At 37.4% G+C, this 15835-nt stretch carries 12 protein-coding genes; 5 read left to right on the top strand and 7 right to left on the bottom strand.

Annotation, left to right across the window (positions count from 1 at the left end; genetic code table 11):
- Positions 1-183 precede the first annotated feature (183 nt).
- Positions 184-1026: a substrate-binding periplasmic protein gene (locus G4Y78_RS23330; RefSeq protein WP_163835289.1), complete on the bottom strand. Its 843-nt coding sequence runs from the start codon at positions 1024-1026 to the stop codon at positions 184-186.
- 792 nt (positions 1027-1818) lie between these two features.
- Here G4Y78_RS23330 and G4Y78_RS23325 point away from each other — a divergent pair.
- The 3 genes from G4Y78_RS23325 (at position 1819) to G4Y78_RS23315 (ending at position 7299) form a co-directional block, all read left to right on the top strand.
- The gene (locus G4Y78_RS23325) at positions 1819-2295 is read left to right on the top strand and encodes a hypothetical protein (protein ID WP_163835288.1); all 477 of its coding nucleotides are present in this window, start codon (positions 1819-1821) and stop codon (positions 2293-2295) included.
- 615 nt (positions 2296-2910) lie between these two features.
- Complete coding sequence (locus G4Y78_RS23320) at positions 2911-6540, top strand: hypothetical protein (RefSeq protein ID WP_163835287.1); 3630 nt, start codon at positions 2911-2913, stop codon at positions 6538-6540.
- Between the two features lie 102 nt (positions 6541-6642).
- A complete protein-coding gene (locus tag G4Y78_RS23315; protein ID WP_163835286.1) occupies positions 6643-7299 on the top strand; it encodes a peptide deformylase in 657 nt (218 codons plus the stop codon).
- 70 nt (positions 7300-7369) lie between these two features.
- Here G4Y78_RS23315 and G4Y78_RS23310 read toward each other — a convergent pair whose 3' ends face one another.
- The gene (locus G4Y78_RS23310; RefSeq protein ID WP_163835285.1) at positions 7370-7783 is read right to left on the bottom strand and encodes a hypothetical protein; all 414 of its coding nucleotides are present in this window, start codon (positions 7781-7783) and stop codon (positions 7370-7372) included.
- A gap of 237 nt (positions 7784-8020) precedes the next feature.
- Here G4Y78_RS23310 and G4Y78_RS23305 point away from each other — a divergent pair, with 237 nt between their 5' ends.
- The gene (locus tag G4Y78_RS23305) at positions 8021-8956 is read left to right on the top strand and encodes an IS1595 family transposase (protein WP_163830705.1); all 936 of its coding nucleotides are present in this window, start codon (positions 8021-8023) and stop codon (positions 8954-8956) included.
- A gap of 214 nt (positions 8957-9170) precedes the next feature.
- Positions 9171-9800, top strand: coding sequence for a uracil-DNA glycosylase family protein (locus G4Y78_RS23300; protein ID WP_163835284.1), 630 nt, complete (start codon positions 9171-9173; stop codon positions 9798-9800).
- Between the two features lie 24 nt (positions 9801-9824).
- On the opposite strand, the gene G4Y78_RS23295 is transcribed toward G4Y78_RS23300, so the two are convergent.
- The 5 genes from G4Y78_RS23295 to G4Y78_RS23275 all read right to left on the bottom strand — a co-directional run bounded on the left by G4Y78_RS23295 (position 9825) and on the right by G4Y78_RS23275 (position 15817).
- A complete protein-coding gene (locus G4Y78_RS23295) occupies positions 9825-10637 on the bottom strand; it encodes a lipopolysaccharide kinase InaA family protein (protein ID WP_163835283.1) in 813 nt (270 codons plus the stop codon).
- Between the two features lie 282 nt (positions 10638-10919).
- Positions 10920-12317 carry a TRAP transporter large permease gene (locus G4Y78_RS23290; RefSeq protein WP_163835282.1) on the bottom strand — a complete coding sequence of 466 codons (1398 nt, stop codon included), beginning with the start codon at positions 12315-12317 and terminating at the stop codon, positions 10920-10922.
- The gene (locus tag G4Y78_RS23285) at positions 12317-12856 is read right to left on the bottom strand and encodes a TRAP transporter small permease (RefSeq protein WP_163835281.1); all 540 of its coding nucleotides are present in this window, start codon (positions 12854-12856) and stop codon (positions 12317-12319) included. The genes G4Y78_RS23290 and G4Y78_RS23285 overlap by 1 nt, the downstream gene beginning before the upstream one ends.
- A 305-nt stretch (positions 12857-13161) precedes the next feature.
- Complete coding sequence (locus G4Y78_RS23280) at positions 13162-14154, bottom strand: TRAP transporter substrate-binding protein (RefSeq protein WP_163835280.1); 993 nt, start codon at positions 14152-14154, stop codon at positions 13162-13164.
- 304 nt (positions 14155-14458) lie between these two features.
- Positions 14459-15817: a sigma-54-dependent transcriptional regulator gene (locus G4Y78_RS23275; RefSeq protein WP_163835279.1), complete on the bottom strand. Its 1359-nt coding sequence runs from the start codon at positions 15815-15817 to the stop codon at positions 14459-14461.
- Between the last annotated feature and the right edge of the window lie 18 nt (positions 15818-15835).

Genomic DNA, 15835 nt, shown 5'->3' with positions numbered 1-15835 from the left:
ACTTGCCCTCCATGAGTTTATATTTTTATAAATGACTGGTGCTTAACAAGGACAATAAACACTAAAATTTATTCGAGAGCGGTATAGTAATGAATTTTTTGTTAAGTAAGTTTACTTAAGATGGGAGATTTTTTTGCTATAAAATAGCTTAATATAGTTTTTATTTCTGGTTTAAAAAAAGACTTAGTCAGATGAGGGGAACTTTGGATATTCAAAATGATATTTTTTTAGCAGTTGTCGATATTCGTCAGTTTTCTTATATTCAACCAGTGCTTCTGTAAATTTCGCGGCTAATTCATAAGCGTCATCTCTTGCTCTTGAAAAAGCCATATATACAGGAGAATCAGCCAGTGTTGGGGTTAAAAACTCAATCTGATCGAGTACTTGCATTCTCTTTGCGTGGTAGATAATAGTAGGCTTGGTGCCTAAAGCAATGTCAAATCTACCTGCCAACAGCATCTTAATTTGCTCCTGCTCACTAACCGCATTTTGTTTATTTAAGTAATTAGCAGTATCGTATGCTTTGCCAAATGAATAACCAATGACACCTCCAAACCGGTAGTTACTTAATTCTTGCAAGTTGTTTTGATAATTGATATTGCTTCCCTTTTTGATAAACATCCAGGCTGATTCAAATGCATGAGGAACACCCGTATAAATAACAGCCTTTGCTCTGTCAGGAGTATTGAAAAACTGACAAACCATATCAGCTTCTCCTGTTTGAAGATATAAAACTACTCGCCCAAAAGGATAGCGTTTAAATATTATTTTGTGGTTTAACTGCTTAGCAAGTTTCTGGGCAGTTTCAGCAGAGATACCCCGAATAGTGTCTTGATCATCTTGAAAATAATAAGGAGGATAATCAACCATTCCCAGTGCTAGCTTTAACTCTTTTGCAGCAGTATGAGTACTGGCTACACAAAAGAATAAAGATAACTGTATAGTTATTAAAAAGTGAGTTTTTATCTTCGCAGAAGTCAGTATAAACTGTAACGAGTCTGACAACACTGAAGGCCATGATTTCATTGGGCTATATCCAAAAAATGATGTTTTTTAATGAAAACTTTTATCTAAATTACATATTTAGTATAGAGGTTAATAATAATCATTGGCTGATAAGCTCTTTTTATAGCAGAAGGGTATTATTTTTTAGAAGTTAAATAATGAAAGTATAGAGTGCAGGCTATAGCTGTTATTTAGCATAAAGCCACTTTGGTAATTCAGAGTGTTGGAGGGGAGCTATCAATTAAATGACATGGTAGTTGGTGGTAATAAAGATATTCTTGGTTACCAAGAATTTAGCTAACTGCATAAAAGGCAGCTATTTGATGCCGCTGGCGCATTACCCTCCATATCAAGTTGTGATAGTTCAAGCGTTTAGTGATTTAGATATTTTTAGATATAGAGCTAATATAAAATATATTTGTTGATGCAAAATGTAATATAAAATTTATTGAAATGCTTTTGAAAAGAAGTGATAAGCAAATCAGAAGAGGTAGAAGTGATGTCTTAGGGTTGGCATAAAAAACTCCTGAAAGAGAATAGTTAGCACGTTTTTCTGAACCATACAGGCCTAAGAGAGCCCAGCTTTTAGTTATGAATGAGGATGAAGGAAAGTGGCCACTAAAATCATTAAAAAATGTGGTGAAATATAAAATTAAGATTTTATGGATAATAAATAACTATGTAGTTATATACAACTGTTTCTAGGCAGTTGCTTTTGTAGATATTATGCAGCGAACCATACTATAGTGATAGAAAGGTTACCTGATAACACTAAGTGTTATTGCTACTGCAATGGAATGAAAGGTGGTTAAAATGAGTGTTTTTGGCAAGCTTAAGTCTGCAATTAATATGGTTACAGGAGGCGCGGCAGAAGTATCAGTAGAGTTTGAAGAGCCGAAGCTTAATGAACCTTTCAATATTGTAATTCACGCTATGACTAAAAGTGAACCGGTAACAATTGATAAAGTTTACTTAAAAGTTAGAGGTATAGAGGAAGTAGAAGTTGATGTCACTTATACCGAAACCAATCAAGCAGGTGATACACGGTCAATCTCAGACTCTGAACACCGGTCGCAGATAACCTATGAATATGAATACATAGTGAGTGAGGAACAAGTGTTGTCTGCTGACACGGAACATGAGTGGGTTCAGGCTGTGAGTTTTCCTGAAGATTGTAAGCCTTGTTACTGTGGGCTTAATGCTACTCATCGGTATGAAATATTTGCAGGGCTAGATTGCTTTGGTAATGACCCAGATTCAGGTTGGATTCAATTACCTTACTTTAGTTGATTTTTAAGCAGACTTTATAAAATAATTAAATAAGCCTGTATTGTTATAGTATAAACAAGACAGGCTTATTTAGTAGTAAAAAAATATATGGTTATTTTTTTGTTGGCTGAGTGTAATGCTTAAATTGACTCTTTAGTAAATTATACCGATCATGGATTATTTTTTAGGTGTGAAAATTAGTCGGTAAATACTCTCGGAGTAGGGTAATTTAGGTGAGACAACGGAGAGATGAAGCCCTGAAATATAGTAAACTAAATGATTGGGGTAGTTGACGCCTCGGCAATTGCTTCTGCGATGCTCTAATTAGTGATATCCATACTACCTTTCCTAAATTGCATTATCACCATCCTTGCTGGTCAAGAATGATGGTAACAAAGCCTCAAAATTATTCGCAAAGAGTATAGTAAGAAAAGAAAGTTTTATTTTTCTTTATCTATGATATCTATCACAAATCTACTTTTTATAGATATATTGCAAATGTTGTATAAGCATTTAACTATCAAACTGTAAGTTTTGTAAAAAGCGTTGCTTGTGTAGTATGGCTGATGTTAATAAAGCTAGATATATGTATTGAATCAGTCTTGAACTAATAAATTTGGACATAACGTGAAAAAGTTGTTTGAAAAACTGTCAGTAGTAAGTCTTGGTACTTTAATTTCATTTAATTTATATTCTACAGAATCCCAAATTAATAAGGTATTATCCGAATCAAACAATCATACTAACTATCATCTCAATTTATTATCTAATGAAGAAGAAATTGAGCGTGAGGTGGAAGTAGCAGAACAGGCTTATGATATTAATGGCACCCTCTTAGGAAAATTATATGCAGATAACGTGTTTATTCCTGGTCCTGACGTGACTGCTAATCAGGTGCTAAGTAGATTGGGGTTTGATCAGGAAACAGGTTATTTGATGGATGTGTCTTACATAGGCAAAACGATTGAGAAGTTAGCCCGAGAACACTATACTGAATTTTCTCAACCATTTGCTGAAGCATTACTCAAGAGTGCTTTTAGAGCAGTTGGGCTTGACAGCTATTTTCCTTATGGCACAGAACTAAATATTAAAGCCTCTATTGCACTACGAACCCTTCAAGACAGCTTGAATCCAAAAGCAGATACAGCAACTGGTGAGGAGTTGTTATTGCTATTTGATCAATTGAAACCCTTTAGTGTGGCATCTGAAAATGAGAGTGGATCAGAAAGTGATTTCATAACGCCTCAAATTATCGCTGCCTTTATGTATTTAGAAGTTCGTACAATAGATAGACAAAACCTAAATTTTGCAGATGCTGTATTTAGTCTAAAAACAGATAAAATCGTATTGCAAGATCATAATGGTGTTCGATTTATTAGTGGAGCAGAGGGGAAGAAAAGCGGTGAAATAGCTGAAATTATTTTTGGTGAAAATAATGAGTTATCAGAGCTGGTGGTTGCTATTGCACTTGAAGAAGTTGGGGCAGATTACTTTTTTAAGTATGGTTCCATATATAACGTACAAGCGACAGTGGCCAAAAAAATATTACTAGAGAAGGGGGTTGATATAAGTGATTATACACCAGAGGGGCTGCTAGCTGTTTTTTATGAATCTCAAAACAACTATAACCAGGTTTCTGCTCAAACCTTTTTAGATTCTCCTGCATATCAAGCAGCATTACTGCTTGCGCTAATTCAAGGAAAAAATGTTGAGCTTGCTGATGTCACCTATGTGCGTACTAATTATGAACTTCAGCTTGAATATGTTGATTGGGTTACACAAACAGACTTTTCTATTATATTCGACTCCCAAGGTTATATAAGTTTACCTTCTCGTAAGGAAGTAGCTCAGGAAATATTGCAGTCATTAGATGTTTGGGAGCGGTTAACTAGTGAGACAGACAAAGAGGAACTCATCAAAATATTTCTTGAAACTGGAAACGCTCAGGATTATCAAGGAAAGCTCATGATCGGCGCCCTGGGTAATGATAATCAGCTATTTGATAACCTTACTGTAAAGGGAAGCCCATACCTAGGCATTAATGATAAAATTGATCTTAATGATATTTGGAGTCGATCCTATAATGAGTCCGCAGATAAAATTATTGATCTGAAAGTGAATACTTTACGGCTTGATATTTTTCAGCTAGGCGGTAAGAGTGCATTAGATCAATTCGATCAAGGTAAATATTATAGAATTAACAAAGTCCAAAGATTTAGCAGTCAAGTGATTTATGACTTGCCTGAGCCAGTATTTCTTGGCTTTAAACCAAAGCAATCTGAAGAAGGGGCACCATGGTTTAAAATCGATAAAAAAACGGGGGAAGTGTCATACTGGGATAGGTCTTTTACAGCACTTTACCCGACAAACAAAAGGTATCAAACTAACGTTGATGAGCTACTTTTTGGTAGTTGTAGAAAACCATATGATTCTATGCCTGACGGGGTGCCCCAGCATGTAAGAAAAGAGGAGCTGATATGCCATATCGAGTCGGGCATAATGAAACAAAAGTATCAGCTGTATTTTAAGAATCAATTTATAGCGAGTAAGTCAAGTTATAAAGATTTGACTGCCAGTCAAATCTTTATAAATTTTTTGAAAGGTTTTATACCTGGGTTAAGTACATTAGAAGCTATCAATGAAGCAAGTGGAGATGATTACGCTGATCCTAATAATCTTTTATCGAGCCTAGTGACAGACTCCATGAGTATCATCCCAAGTTTAGGTCCTTTATCTAAAGGTGCTAAAGCATCAACGTCAATCCTGCGGGGGACTTCTAAAGCATTGGCGCGAGGGGCTGTTAAACAGGGAATTAAAGGCTTAAGTAAGGCAAGTGCTGTTTTTGCCAAAGGGCTAGCTAAATCATTGAAAAATATTGCCCTAGATGCTTCAAATCTTGATATTGCAATGGCAATTGGTAAATCAGTTAAGCGGTTGTCAACGAATGGGTTAAATCGCTTCAGTGGTAAGCTTATTTCTAGGGTGGGGAATGAATCTATAGGCAGTGTAAATATATCCCAACAATCGATAGTAAGTAAATTGAACAAGCAGTATCGAGTTGAGGATCTAAGTAGTCATGTTGGTCAGCGAGTAAATAGCACCAATAAGTTGTATCACTATTTGGACAACAGCGGACAAGTGCAACAGGATTTGTTTGCATTGCAGATTAATGATGGCCATTATCTATTAGTGAAAAGAGGGCGTAGTCATAATGTGGCGGGAAATGCCAGGACAGAGAATTTATCTGATAGCTCATATTACCTATATCAACCTCAAACCAAAGCAAACCAGCACTGGTTATATAAAGTAGATAGCAGTGATCAATGGACATTGCATCATGTAGGAAATTTTGCTGGTGGAAACAGTAAAACGGGATATTTTTATGCGCCTTTTGGTACAGAAGATATTGTAAACATGGTCATTTCCGATAATGCAACTAAAATGATTGGGGGAAAGGCGCCACTTAAAACAATTGTCGATAGTAGTGCTTATAAAGATCAGTTTATGAATAGCTTATCTAAGTGGGCATCTAATGAAAAAAATGCAGTTTATTTTCAGTTGGTAAAGAAGATTGAAGATACTGCTAAAGCTAAAAATATTCCATTGATTGCAGAGGAGATACTAAGTATAGATCAGTTAAAACAGATACTTGGGGAATCGAGTAAGAAAACCATTTATAATTATTATAAAAGTTATCATATCGTAAAATCATACAGATGGATATCTAAAACAGATAATGTCATAGATAATAAAGGTGCGGGTAAATTTTTCAGTACCTTAGGAGATGACACCAAAATATACGTTCAGGGTCACGGTGAGGCAGCTTCTGATTTGATTTCTACAAAAAATCCAGGCAGCGCAATAGATACATCGGATTTGGCCAGTAGGTTAAAGAATGGTGGTTTACCTCTGGACTATAAAGATATCAGGATTACATCTTGCTGGAGTGCTGATATCTGTCAGCTTACAAGTTTTGATAAAGCTTCGACAGGTATGCCAAGCTATGCAGAGTTTTCTGACAGTTTGAAGCCATTAGCCAAAAGTGTTTCAGATGCTTTTAAGCATAAAGGTTTTAATCAATTAAAAGTGACTGGTTATCATGGGGCTGGGGTGGTTAATAGCTATGAGTACGGCAGACATATGCTTCGTGTTGTATTCCCTCAAAAAGGCGGTGTTTTAGGTAAGATGCGTAAGGTGTTGAAAAAGCCACCATTGTTAGGGAAAACTTTCGAAAAAAGCAGTGAAGCGAGGGTTGTGTTCGAATAATAGCTAATTTTTCATAAATTAAAGTATGTATGTTGTAAACAATATTTTGTATAGTTAATACGAAGAAAATTTAATGGCGGTTATATTAAGGTATTTAATTTAATGTGTACGACAAATAGAGTGGTCCAGATTGCAGCTATAATAGCTACAGTGTCTATTACAGCTTGCTCAAATCTGAATACTGTAACAACTGAGGATGCAGTTAATATTAATAACTTTACTTATACTGGTGGTGTTTTACGAGAGAAGTCATCTACAGCACTTATTGGCTCAGAGGAAACTAAAACTGTTGCTAATCGCTTATTAACAGAAGTAAAAAAAGGGGATCATGCTGTTGGTTTGGCTGCACCACAAATTGGAATTGGTAAGCGAATTTTTGTTTTTCAAGTGCCTAAAGGCATCCCAGAAAAATTAAAGGATAAAAATATTGAAAGCTTGCCCTGGACAGTAGCAATCAATCCAAAATATGTTCCTACTGGTAATGAAGTACAAGAAATGGTAGAGGGATGTTTTTCGGTACCCCATTTTTACGGTACTCAAGTACCTCGTTATAAGAAAATACGTTATAGCTATAGCACTATAGAGGGAGATGAAGTAGAAGGTATTGCAACAGGGCTATTTGCACAAATCTTTCAGCATGAAACAGACCATTTAGATGGTAAGTTATATATTGACTTGGTGAAAAATAAAAATAGTTTGAAGTTGTTGAAAGACTTACCGAAAAAGCCAGTTAAATCAAGTGATGATAAAAAGAGTTAAATTGCTAATACCTAGGACGAATATTAAGCCATAGCAGACGCTATGGCTTAAGGGGCTTCTAATAATATTACTACTTTTTAGTTAAAATAGCAGTAAGATCACCTTTATGATCTACTTCAAACTTACCAAAAAGGGTTTCGCCATTACTCAATTGAACGATAGCGGTAGAGCCTTCTATATCAATGTTATGTACGCCTGAACTGATATCTCCGGTAAAGTCTGGGTCCATTCCTTTAAATTTAACAGTTTCTCCATTGCTAAAACCGCTAAACTTGAAAAATACCACATTAGTATCAAGCCCAGTAGTTTTTACTAAAGTTGCAGGTCCATTAAAGGAACCAACAGAGTCCCAGGTGACAGGAAATCTGGCAGTTAAAGAGCTTAAACCAAAACTGCGAATATGGAAGTTAGACATGTTCTCGATTTGAAGATCGATAGCATATGAGTCAAGAGCATTTGGGAATTTGGCAATAACTTCGCTCATTTTTCAGTCCTTTGATAGTTTCTATTATTTTTTTGAACAGTAGTTTTTTTTGTATTGCTTATTGTTCAGTTAAAAACTGATCCTGCAATAGGTTATTCATGCAGTTGGCTGCAAGTATAGTACACAATGTGCGTATGGGAAGTTATAAGTATACTTTTACCTAATTATCACTATACCTAAGCCATTAACTGCTGTATATTTGAACAGCATGGAAACTTAATTGAGAAGGTATAAATAATGGCTATCAACAAAGTTCAATTTCAAAAAGGCCTGAGTTTAAACGAGTTTCTCAAACAATATGGTACAGAAGAACAATGCTTTAATACCTTATACAAATTGCGATGGCCAGAAGGTTTTCAGTGCCCCAATTGTGGATACGACAAATGCTGTCAACTCACTACTAGAAAGCTTCAGCAGTGCTATAAATGTCACCAGCAAACATCTGTAACTGCAGGTACTATCTTTGAATCAACCAAATTACCATTAAAGACTTGGTTCCAAGGGATGTATTTGATCTCCCAAGACAAAAAAGGTATATCAGCCATAGAATTACATCGCCATTTAGGTATTTCCTATCAAGCTGCCTGGAGAATGAAACATAAGCTCATGAAAGTGATGCAAGAAAGAGAAGGCACCAAGCAATTGTCGGGTTTTATTGAAATTGATGATGCCTATCTTGGTGGTGAGCGTACAGGTTGCAAAAGAGGTAGGGGAGCAGATGGGAAAATACCTTTTGTAGCAGCCGTAGAAACAACAAAACAAGGTCAACCGACACGAATTAAACTGAGCATTTTAAAAGGGTTTAATAAAGAAGAGATAACGGCTTGGAGTAGGCAGAATTTGGCCAAGGGCAGTACCGTAATCTCCGATGGACTGGCCTGTTTTAATGGTGTCATAGAAGCAGGTTGTCTTCATGATAAAATTGTATGCGGTGGTGGTCGTGCATCAGTAGAGGAACCTGAATTTTATTGGGTTAACACCATCCTTGGAAACTTAAAAAGTGCTTTACGTAGTACTTATCATGCTATTCGCGCTAAATATGCACAACGTTATCTTGCTGAATTTCAGTATCGATTTAATCGAAGATTTAGCTTAGTAGAATTTATTCCTAGGCTAGCATTTGTAGCACTGAGAACACCTCCACTACCAGGTAAGCTACTAAATATAGCTTAGGTATGATGATAATTAGGTACTTTTATTGTTAACTAAAGATGGAATAAACATTAATTAATTTATTGTTAATTTTTTATGGCTGAATATCTGTTATTCACTAAATGCAGCTAGCTCGCTAGTAACGTGTTAACAGGCCCTAGTGTAGAAACTGATTGCGAAGCTATCCTTATCAATGTTTCAATACCAATATTAGAGAGATGTTGATTAAGTCATTATGTCAAAGAAGTCTACGCCTAATCTTATTCAATTGGTGGAGCAAGTAAAATCCTGCCGATTGTGTGAAGCAGAGTTACCACTGGGACCCAATCCTGTATTAAGGGTAAGTGGAACAGCCAGGCTGTTAGTAATAGGCCAGGCACCAGGAACTAAAGTACATAAAACCTCAATTCCCTGGAATGACCCAAGTGGTGATCGATTACGTAACTGGTTGGCGATGGGTCGAGACACTTTTTACGATGTCCGAAAGATAGCCATAATGCCGATGGGTTTTTGCTATCCAGGAAAAGGAAAAAGTGGCGATTTACCTCCCAGACCAGAGTGTGCACCAACCTGGCATCAGCAATTGTTGCAATATATGCCTGATATCCGCTTAACTCTGCTGATTGGTCAATATGCCCAGCAATATTATTTGCAGGATAATTATAAAACACTGACTGAAAGGGTAAAAAACTGGCAGCAATGTTTACCTGGTCTATTTCCTTTGCCCCATCCTTCACCACGAAATACCTTGTGGCTAAGGAAAAATCCTTGGTTTGAGGAGGAAATAGTACCTGCTTTGCGAGCGCTGGTAAATAAAGCGCTATGCTCGCAGGTCTATGAAAAATCGATTGGTAAGATTATTTAAACAAGTTTATTTAGCTATGCTCGCTTATGCTAGGATAGGATTTAATTCGCTGTCCTCACCTTCTAAAATATTATAGAAAATAGCCATATTTTTAATACTAGAACCATGGTTTAAATATTGGCTAACAAAATACTCTAAATCTTGTTTTGCCATAGTGTGTTTTGTGTGGCGAATAAAACGAGCAAGGTCTTTATAGAATCGCTGTTTTCTGATTGGGTTGCGTTTAGCTTTTTCTAAATCAATTAGCTTAGCAGTAAAAGAGGCAGATGATGGCACATCATTAACGAAAATGTGCTTTGGATATAAGCAGTTATGGGTAAAACCACTATCATGTAATGCTTTGATTGATCTTGCTACTGCTTTTAATACTAACTGCCAGGAGGATAAATGCTGGGAACGATAGCGTTGATACCATTGTTCAAGGCTGCAATAACCTTCTAGTTCCTGAGTAATTAAAATGGCTTGCATGCCCTCACTAGTATGCATTTCACCATAGTAAAGCGGTACAGCAGTAGGAATGTTATTTTGTTGAAGTAGTTGCAGATTGCTAAATTCACGGGAAAAAGTAGGAATGCCATGGATGGGGTGGCGAATGGTTTTAGTGTTATGATTCAATTGTTTTTTGATAAATACTGGATGCTTTTCACTGGAAGGTGATTGTAACTCAATTTTTGATACGCCACTCCAGCCATTTCTTCTCTGATTAGGGGGCTCTACCCATTGCTCTGGAAACTGCCATATCTCTTTAAACCCGTGTAAATGGTTGCTTTCAAAAATGGCTTGCCAGGTAGGATTAGTGAAAAACTCCCGTTTGGGCTGGTGAGTTTTACTACTCATATTTCCCCCGCGTATCTTTTTAATTTTATTTGTTGTTAGCTAATGGAGCATTGCTAATAACTTTTATATTTATATATTTTGTAAATACAGACTAGAATTTTAGGAAGCGTTTAGCAATAAAGTCAAAGCTTAAGAGTGATAGTTTTGAAGAATTGAAAACAAGTCTCAACTTGGGTGAGTAGTCAGTCGATACTGATAAGATATACCCAAAGCGAAGTGTATAGAAAGGCATTGCTTCCTTGCATGCCTCTTTTGCTATAGAAGAGAATGGTTGGCTACAAGCTAATAGCCTTGCAGCTTATCTAAATACTCCGGTAAAAATAAGGAGATTGATGGAATATAAGTAATTAATAATAAAAAGCCTAGCAATAATATCAACCAGGGTAAGGCGGCTTTTATTACCCACCCAATACTTTGGTTAGTAATACCGGCTGTAACAAATAAATTGAGTCCAACTGGTGGTGTGAGCATCCCAATTTCCATATTAACTACCATTATAATGCCCAGGTGAATTGGGTCGATACCTAATTGAGTGGCAATTGGAAATAAAATAGGCGCCATGATTAGTAAGATTGCTGATGGTTCCATGAAGTTACCAGCTATCAGCAATAGAATATTAACAACAATTAAGAATCCCCAGGCTGGTAAGCCCCATTCCACGATCGTCTGGGCAATCGCGTGAGGAATTTGCTCATTAGTAAGTACATAAGCAAACAACATGGCATTGGCGATGATAAATAGCAGCATTACACTTACTTTAGCTGCTTCTAACACAACTTTTTTAACCTCGGCATCTACCACTGATTTAGGTAGAGCTAATACCATTTGCCAGCCATTACGAGAAATGGCTTTTAGGGCAGATTCATTAGGGTAACGCCAAGGGGTATTTTTAAGAGGGCCAATGTCTCTATAACCAAATACAGCGACTAAAAATGCATAAATTGCGGCAACAGCAGCAGCTTCGGTTGGGCTGGCAATACCGCCGTAGATGGCGCCTAATACAATGACAATTAATAGTAGACCGCCAGTTGCTTTAATTGCAGATACGGTCAATTGCTTAATGCCTGGGAACTGCTGAGCTGGCAAATTTTTAATGCGTGCTACTATATAAATGGCCACTAATAAAATGCCACCCATCATTAACCCTGGAATCAATCCAGCCATAAACATTTTAGCAGCAGATACTTCGGTTGCTGCTGCATAGACTAGCATAACAATGGAAGGGGGAATGAGAATGCCTAAAGTACCTGCATTGGCTATAACACCTGCGGCAAATTTTTCGGGGTAACCTGCACGAACCATTCCGGCAATAACTATAGAGCCAATGGCTGCAACAGTTGCTGGAGATGAGCCTGAAACTGCCGCAAATAACATACAAGCTAACACGGAAGCCATTGCCAGGCCGCCTCTAATGTGCCCAATACCGGCTAAAGCAAAGTCAATCAACCGTCTTGCTACACCACCGGTTGATAAAAAACCGGAGGATAAAATAAAAAAAGGAATAGCCAGTAAGGTGTAATGATGAGAAGTCGATTCAAATAATTTTAAGGCGATAGTGGCTAAAGAAACATCGGAAAAAAATAAAATAGTTAATATGCTGGACAAACCTAATGCAATGGCAACAGGCATGCCAAGCAGCATAAATAAAAATAATAAGGTAAATAAAGCAACTGTTGTCATTATTCTTTACTCCCTTCCTTTGCCAAGGACATGCTTTCTTTTGCTTCATTAGCAAACTGTAAGGTGGAGGTTTCTCCCTTAAATAATTTAATTGCTACTTGAATAAATCGCAGTGCTAATAAAATAAAACCGATTACCAAAATGCTGGATGCTTGCCATTTTTGAATAGGCAAGTCCTCCATTTCCAAGCCAATCATTTTCAGTTTGCTAAGATAAATCCAGCCGCCGTAAATAAATAAACCACAATATACCAAGCAAAGAGTGATAGTGAGTAGTGCAACCAGTCGTTGGTATAGGGAAGGGAGTTTTTTTACAAAAGCATCCACTCCAATATGAGCACCAGTTTTTACCCCATAGGAGGCACCAAATAACACTAACCAAGCACCTAAATAGAGGGTAACTTCTTCAGCCCAAATTAAGCCCTGGTTAAAACCAAACCGCATGACAACTTCGATAAACACCAGAAGTGTCATGGCGACCAGAAGTAGGCATAAAATGACCTCTTCCAGTTTATTTAACCACTGGAAAACTTTTTTCATAATATTACTCGTTAACTTGACTACCCTAAGCTATGGACATAACCCTCTCCACCCAAGCTTTCTTTAAAATAGGTTGTTAAAAGCTAATGGATATGGAGTAGCAGGGTATTCTGTGTAGCGGCGACAAAGATGTCGCTTTAGCTCTTGACGGGCCAAGAAAGGCCCTTCAAGAGTGGAGGAAGAATAGTCTGTTATTCTATATCGAACACTAAACTTATTTTTCCACCTACTCATTCTGACCTTTTCCCCATGGGGAAGAAGAAACTCAGTTTGGTAGCTAAAATGGAGAAAAACTAGGTTATATATTATTTACCCTTATTAGCAGCTAAAGCAGCATGAATTAACTCTTTACCTAGTTCCGCTTCAAATTTTTTCCAAACGGGTTTCATTGTTTCTACCCATTGTTGACGTTCTTCTGGGGTTAATGACACTATTTGAGAACGCTTGGAATCGATGATAGCTTGTTTATCTTCCTGATCTTTAGCCAAGGCTACTTGGTTTCCATAGGTAATTGCTTCTTGTAATGCTTTTTCTACAGCAGGTCGAATATCTGTGGGCAGGCTTGACCAAAACTCTTTAGAGCTGAGTACAACATAGTCTAAAACACCATGGTTTGACTCAGTAATATAAGGTTGTACTTCATAAAATTTCTTAGAGTACATGTTAGACCAGGTATTTTCCTGGCCATCAATAGCTTTGGTTTGTAATAAGGTAAATACTTCAGCAAACGGCTTTTTAACTGGGTTAGCTGAAACAGCTTTAAATTGTTCAACTAATACATCGGAAGCCATAATGCGGAATTTCTTCCCTTTAGCATCAGTTGGGGTTTTTAACGGAGAACTGGCAGATAGCTGCTTAAATCCATTGTGTAAATAGCCAAGGCCGACCAAGCCTCTTTTTTCTAAGGATTTTAATAGTTTTTTTCCTTCAGACCCTTGTTGGAAGCGGTCAACTGCTGCCATATTGTCAAACAAGAAAGGTAAGTCAAAAACCTGAACTTGTTTGTTATATTTCTTTATTTTGGATAAAGCTGGGGCTGCTAGTTGTACATCGCCTAGCAACATTGCTTCAAGTACTTTGTCATCACCAAATAATTGAGCATTAGGAAAGACTTTAACGGTTACTTTTCCCTGTAATCGCTCTTCAATCAGCTCCTTAAACTTGGTTGCCATTTTCCCTTTAGGAGTATTTTCGGCCACCACATGAGAAAACTTAATTTCAATGGGTGCTGCTAAGGCACTTGCTACACACGCTAAGGTAATTGATACTGAAGCAGCGATTGTTTTTAATAATTTCATTATTTTGTCCTCGTCGCAATATCCTAGTTTTTATTTAACTAATCTATTAGCTAATTGTTTTTGAGTTAATATTCACTAGCTATTCCTGGCTAATGAATTACCTAATGGTTCACTATCAATTGGCAAGTATGGGGCCAACTTTAACAAAAAGTAAATAGTTGTTTTTAATCAATAGGTTAAGCTGTGTAACAAGAGGAAAAAATGTTTGAAAAACAGTCGGTAGTGGGTGAAAAGCCATCTATCAACAAAATAAGATGGGTGGAAATCCACCCATCTTATTTTGTTATACCAAAAGTGTTGGAGATTAATAGCCTTTTAAATAGTCTTTACGAGTTAACCCATATTTTTTCATTTTGTCGTACAAGGTTTTACGTGGTAAACCCAGGCAAACCATGGTTTCTTTTATACTTCCTTGGTTTTGTTTCAAGGCCTCTTCGATTAATGCTTGTTCAAATCGTTCAACTTTTTCTACCAGGGTTTGGCGGCGCTGAATATCTTCTATTGTCTGAGAGGCTGGTAGCTCTATGCGCCAGTCGTCGCCTATTAGTACATAGCGTTCAGCCCAATTTCTCAGTTCCCTGACGTTGCCAGGCCAGTCGTGCTGTATCAGTCTTTGTTGTTGTTCAGTGGTGAGAGGACTAACCTCGCGACCATAACGGGCTGCAGCTATGGATGCAAAGTGCTGAAAAAGTAGTAGCACATCATCAAGGCGCTCACGTAAGGATGGGATTTTTATTGTCAGAACATTTAACCGATAATAAAGGTCATTTCTAAACGCGCCTTGCTCACTTTTTGCCAGCAAGTCTTCTTTAGTAGCAGCGACAACACGAATATCCAGATCAATTAATCGGTTAGAACCTAAGGGTTGTACCTGTCGTTCTTCCAATACTCTTAGTAGTTTAATTTGTAAACTCAGCGGCATACTTTCAATTTCGTCTAAAAATAATGTGCCACCATTAGCGTATTCCAGTTTGCCTACACGCTTTTGTCCTGCACTGGTAAATGCACCTGCAGTGTGGCCAAATAGCTCGCTTTCGATCAGATTCTCTGGAATGGCACCACAATTGATAGCGACAAAATGATGCTTGGCACGGTTGCTATGTTCGTGTAGGTAACGGGCAATCAACTCTTTACCAGTGCCTGTTTCTCCCTCAATTAAAATATCAGTAGGTGTATTCATAATTTGATGGATCAGCCGACGTAAGTTGCCTATGGCGGCATTGTTGCCTAAGATTCTGGGGCCGGGGGCGCTTTGGGTGGCTACCTCAACTTTTAGCTGCTGATTTTCAAGAGTAAGCTGGCGCTTCTCTAAGGCTCGTCGTACTACATCAAGAATTAAATCAGAGTCAAATGGCTTTTCAATAAAATCATAAGCGCCTGCTTGCATTGCCTTGACTGCAGTAGAAATATCACCATGGCCAGTTAGCAGGATGACAGGCTGGGTTAAATCCAGTTTAAACACTTGCTCCATTAACTCAATACCAGAAATTCCTGGCATATTAATATCAGTAATAATAATACCCGGCCAGTCTGGTTGATAGGCTTTTAGCATGGTGTCAGCAGAAGCAAAGGTTGTGACTTGATAGTCTGCCAGCTCTAAACTCTGCTGAACTACCCGGCGAATATGTTCATCATCATCGACAAACCAAATGTAACCTTTCATAGAAAACTCTTTTATTGA

Source organism: Spartinivicinus ruber, from assembly GCF_011009015.1.
Lineage (GTDB): Bacteria > Pseudomonadota > Gammaproteobacteria > Pseudomonadales > Zooshikellaceae > Spartinivicinus > Spartinivicinus ruber.
Note: the sequence above shows the minus strand (reverse complement) of the source record. Positions and strands in the feature narration are given on the sequence as shown.

What these genes read in the sequence shown, in the direction of transcription:
- G4Y78_RS23330 (WP_163835289.1), bottom strand. Translation starts at nt 1,026, where the DNA reads ATGAAATCATGGCCTTCAGTGTTGTCAGACTCGTTACAGTTTATACTG.
- G4Y78_RS23325 (WP_163835288.1), top strand. Translation starts at nt 1,819, where the DNA reads ATGAGTGTTTTTGGCAAGCTTAAGTCTGCAATTAATATGGTTACAGGA.
- G4Y78_RS23315 (WP_163835286.1), top strand. Translation starts at nt 6,643, where the DNA reads ATGTGTACGACAAATAGAGTGGTCCAGATTGCAGCTATAATAGCTACA.
- G4Y78_RS23310 (WP_163835285.1), bottom strand. Translation starts at nt 7,783, where the DNA reads ATGAGCGAAGTTATTGCCAAATTCCCAAATGCTCTTGACTCATATGCT.
- G4Y78_RS23305 (WP_163830705.1), top strand. Translation starts at nt 8,021, where the DNA reads ATGGCTATCAACAAAGTTCAATTTCAAAAAGGCCTGAGTTTAAACGAG.
- G4Y78_RS23300 (WP_163835284.1), top strand. Translation starts at nt 9,171, where the DNA reads ATGTCAAAGAAGTCTACGCCTAATCTTATTCAATTGGTGGAGCAAGTA.
- G4Y78_RS23295 (WP_163835283.1), bottom strand. Translation starts at nt 10,637, where the DNA reads ATGAGTAGTAAAACTCACCAGCCCAAACGGGAGTTTTTCACTAATCCT.
- G4Y78_RS23290 (WP_163835282.1), bottom strand. Translation starts at nt 12,317, where the DNA reads ATGACAACAGTTGCTTTATTTACCTTATTATTTTTATTTATGCTGCTT.
- G4Y78_RS23285 (WP_163835281.1), bottom strand. Translation starts at nt 12,856, where the DNA reads ATGAAAAAAGTTTTCCAGTGGTTAAATAAACTGGAAGAGGTCATTTTA.
- G4Y78_RS23280 (WP_163835280.1), bottom strand. Translation starts at nt 14,154, where the DNA reads ATGAAATTATTAAAAACAATCGCTGCTTCAGTATCAATTACCTTAGCG.
- G4Y78_RS23275 (WP_163835279.1), bottom strand. Translation starts at nt 15,817, where the DNA reads ATGAAAGGTTACATTTGGTTTGTCGATGATGATGAACATATTCGCCGG.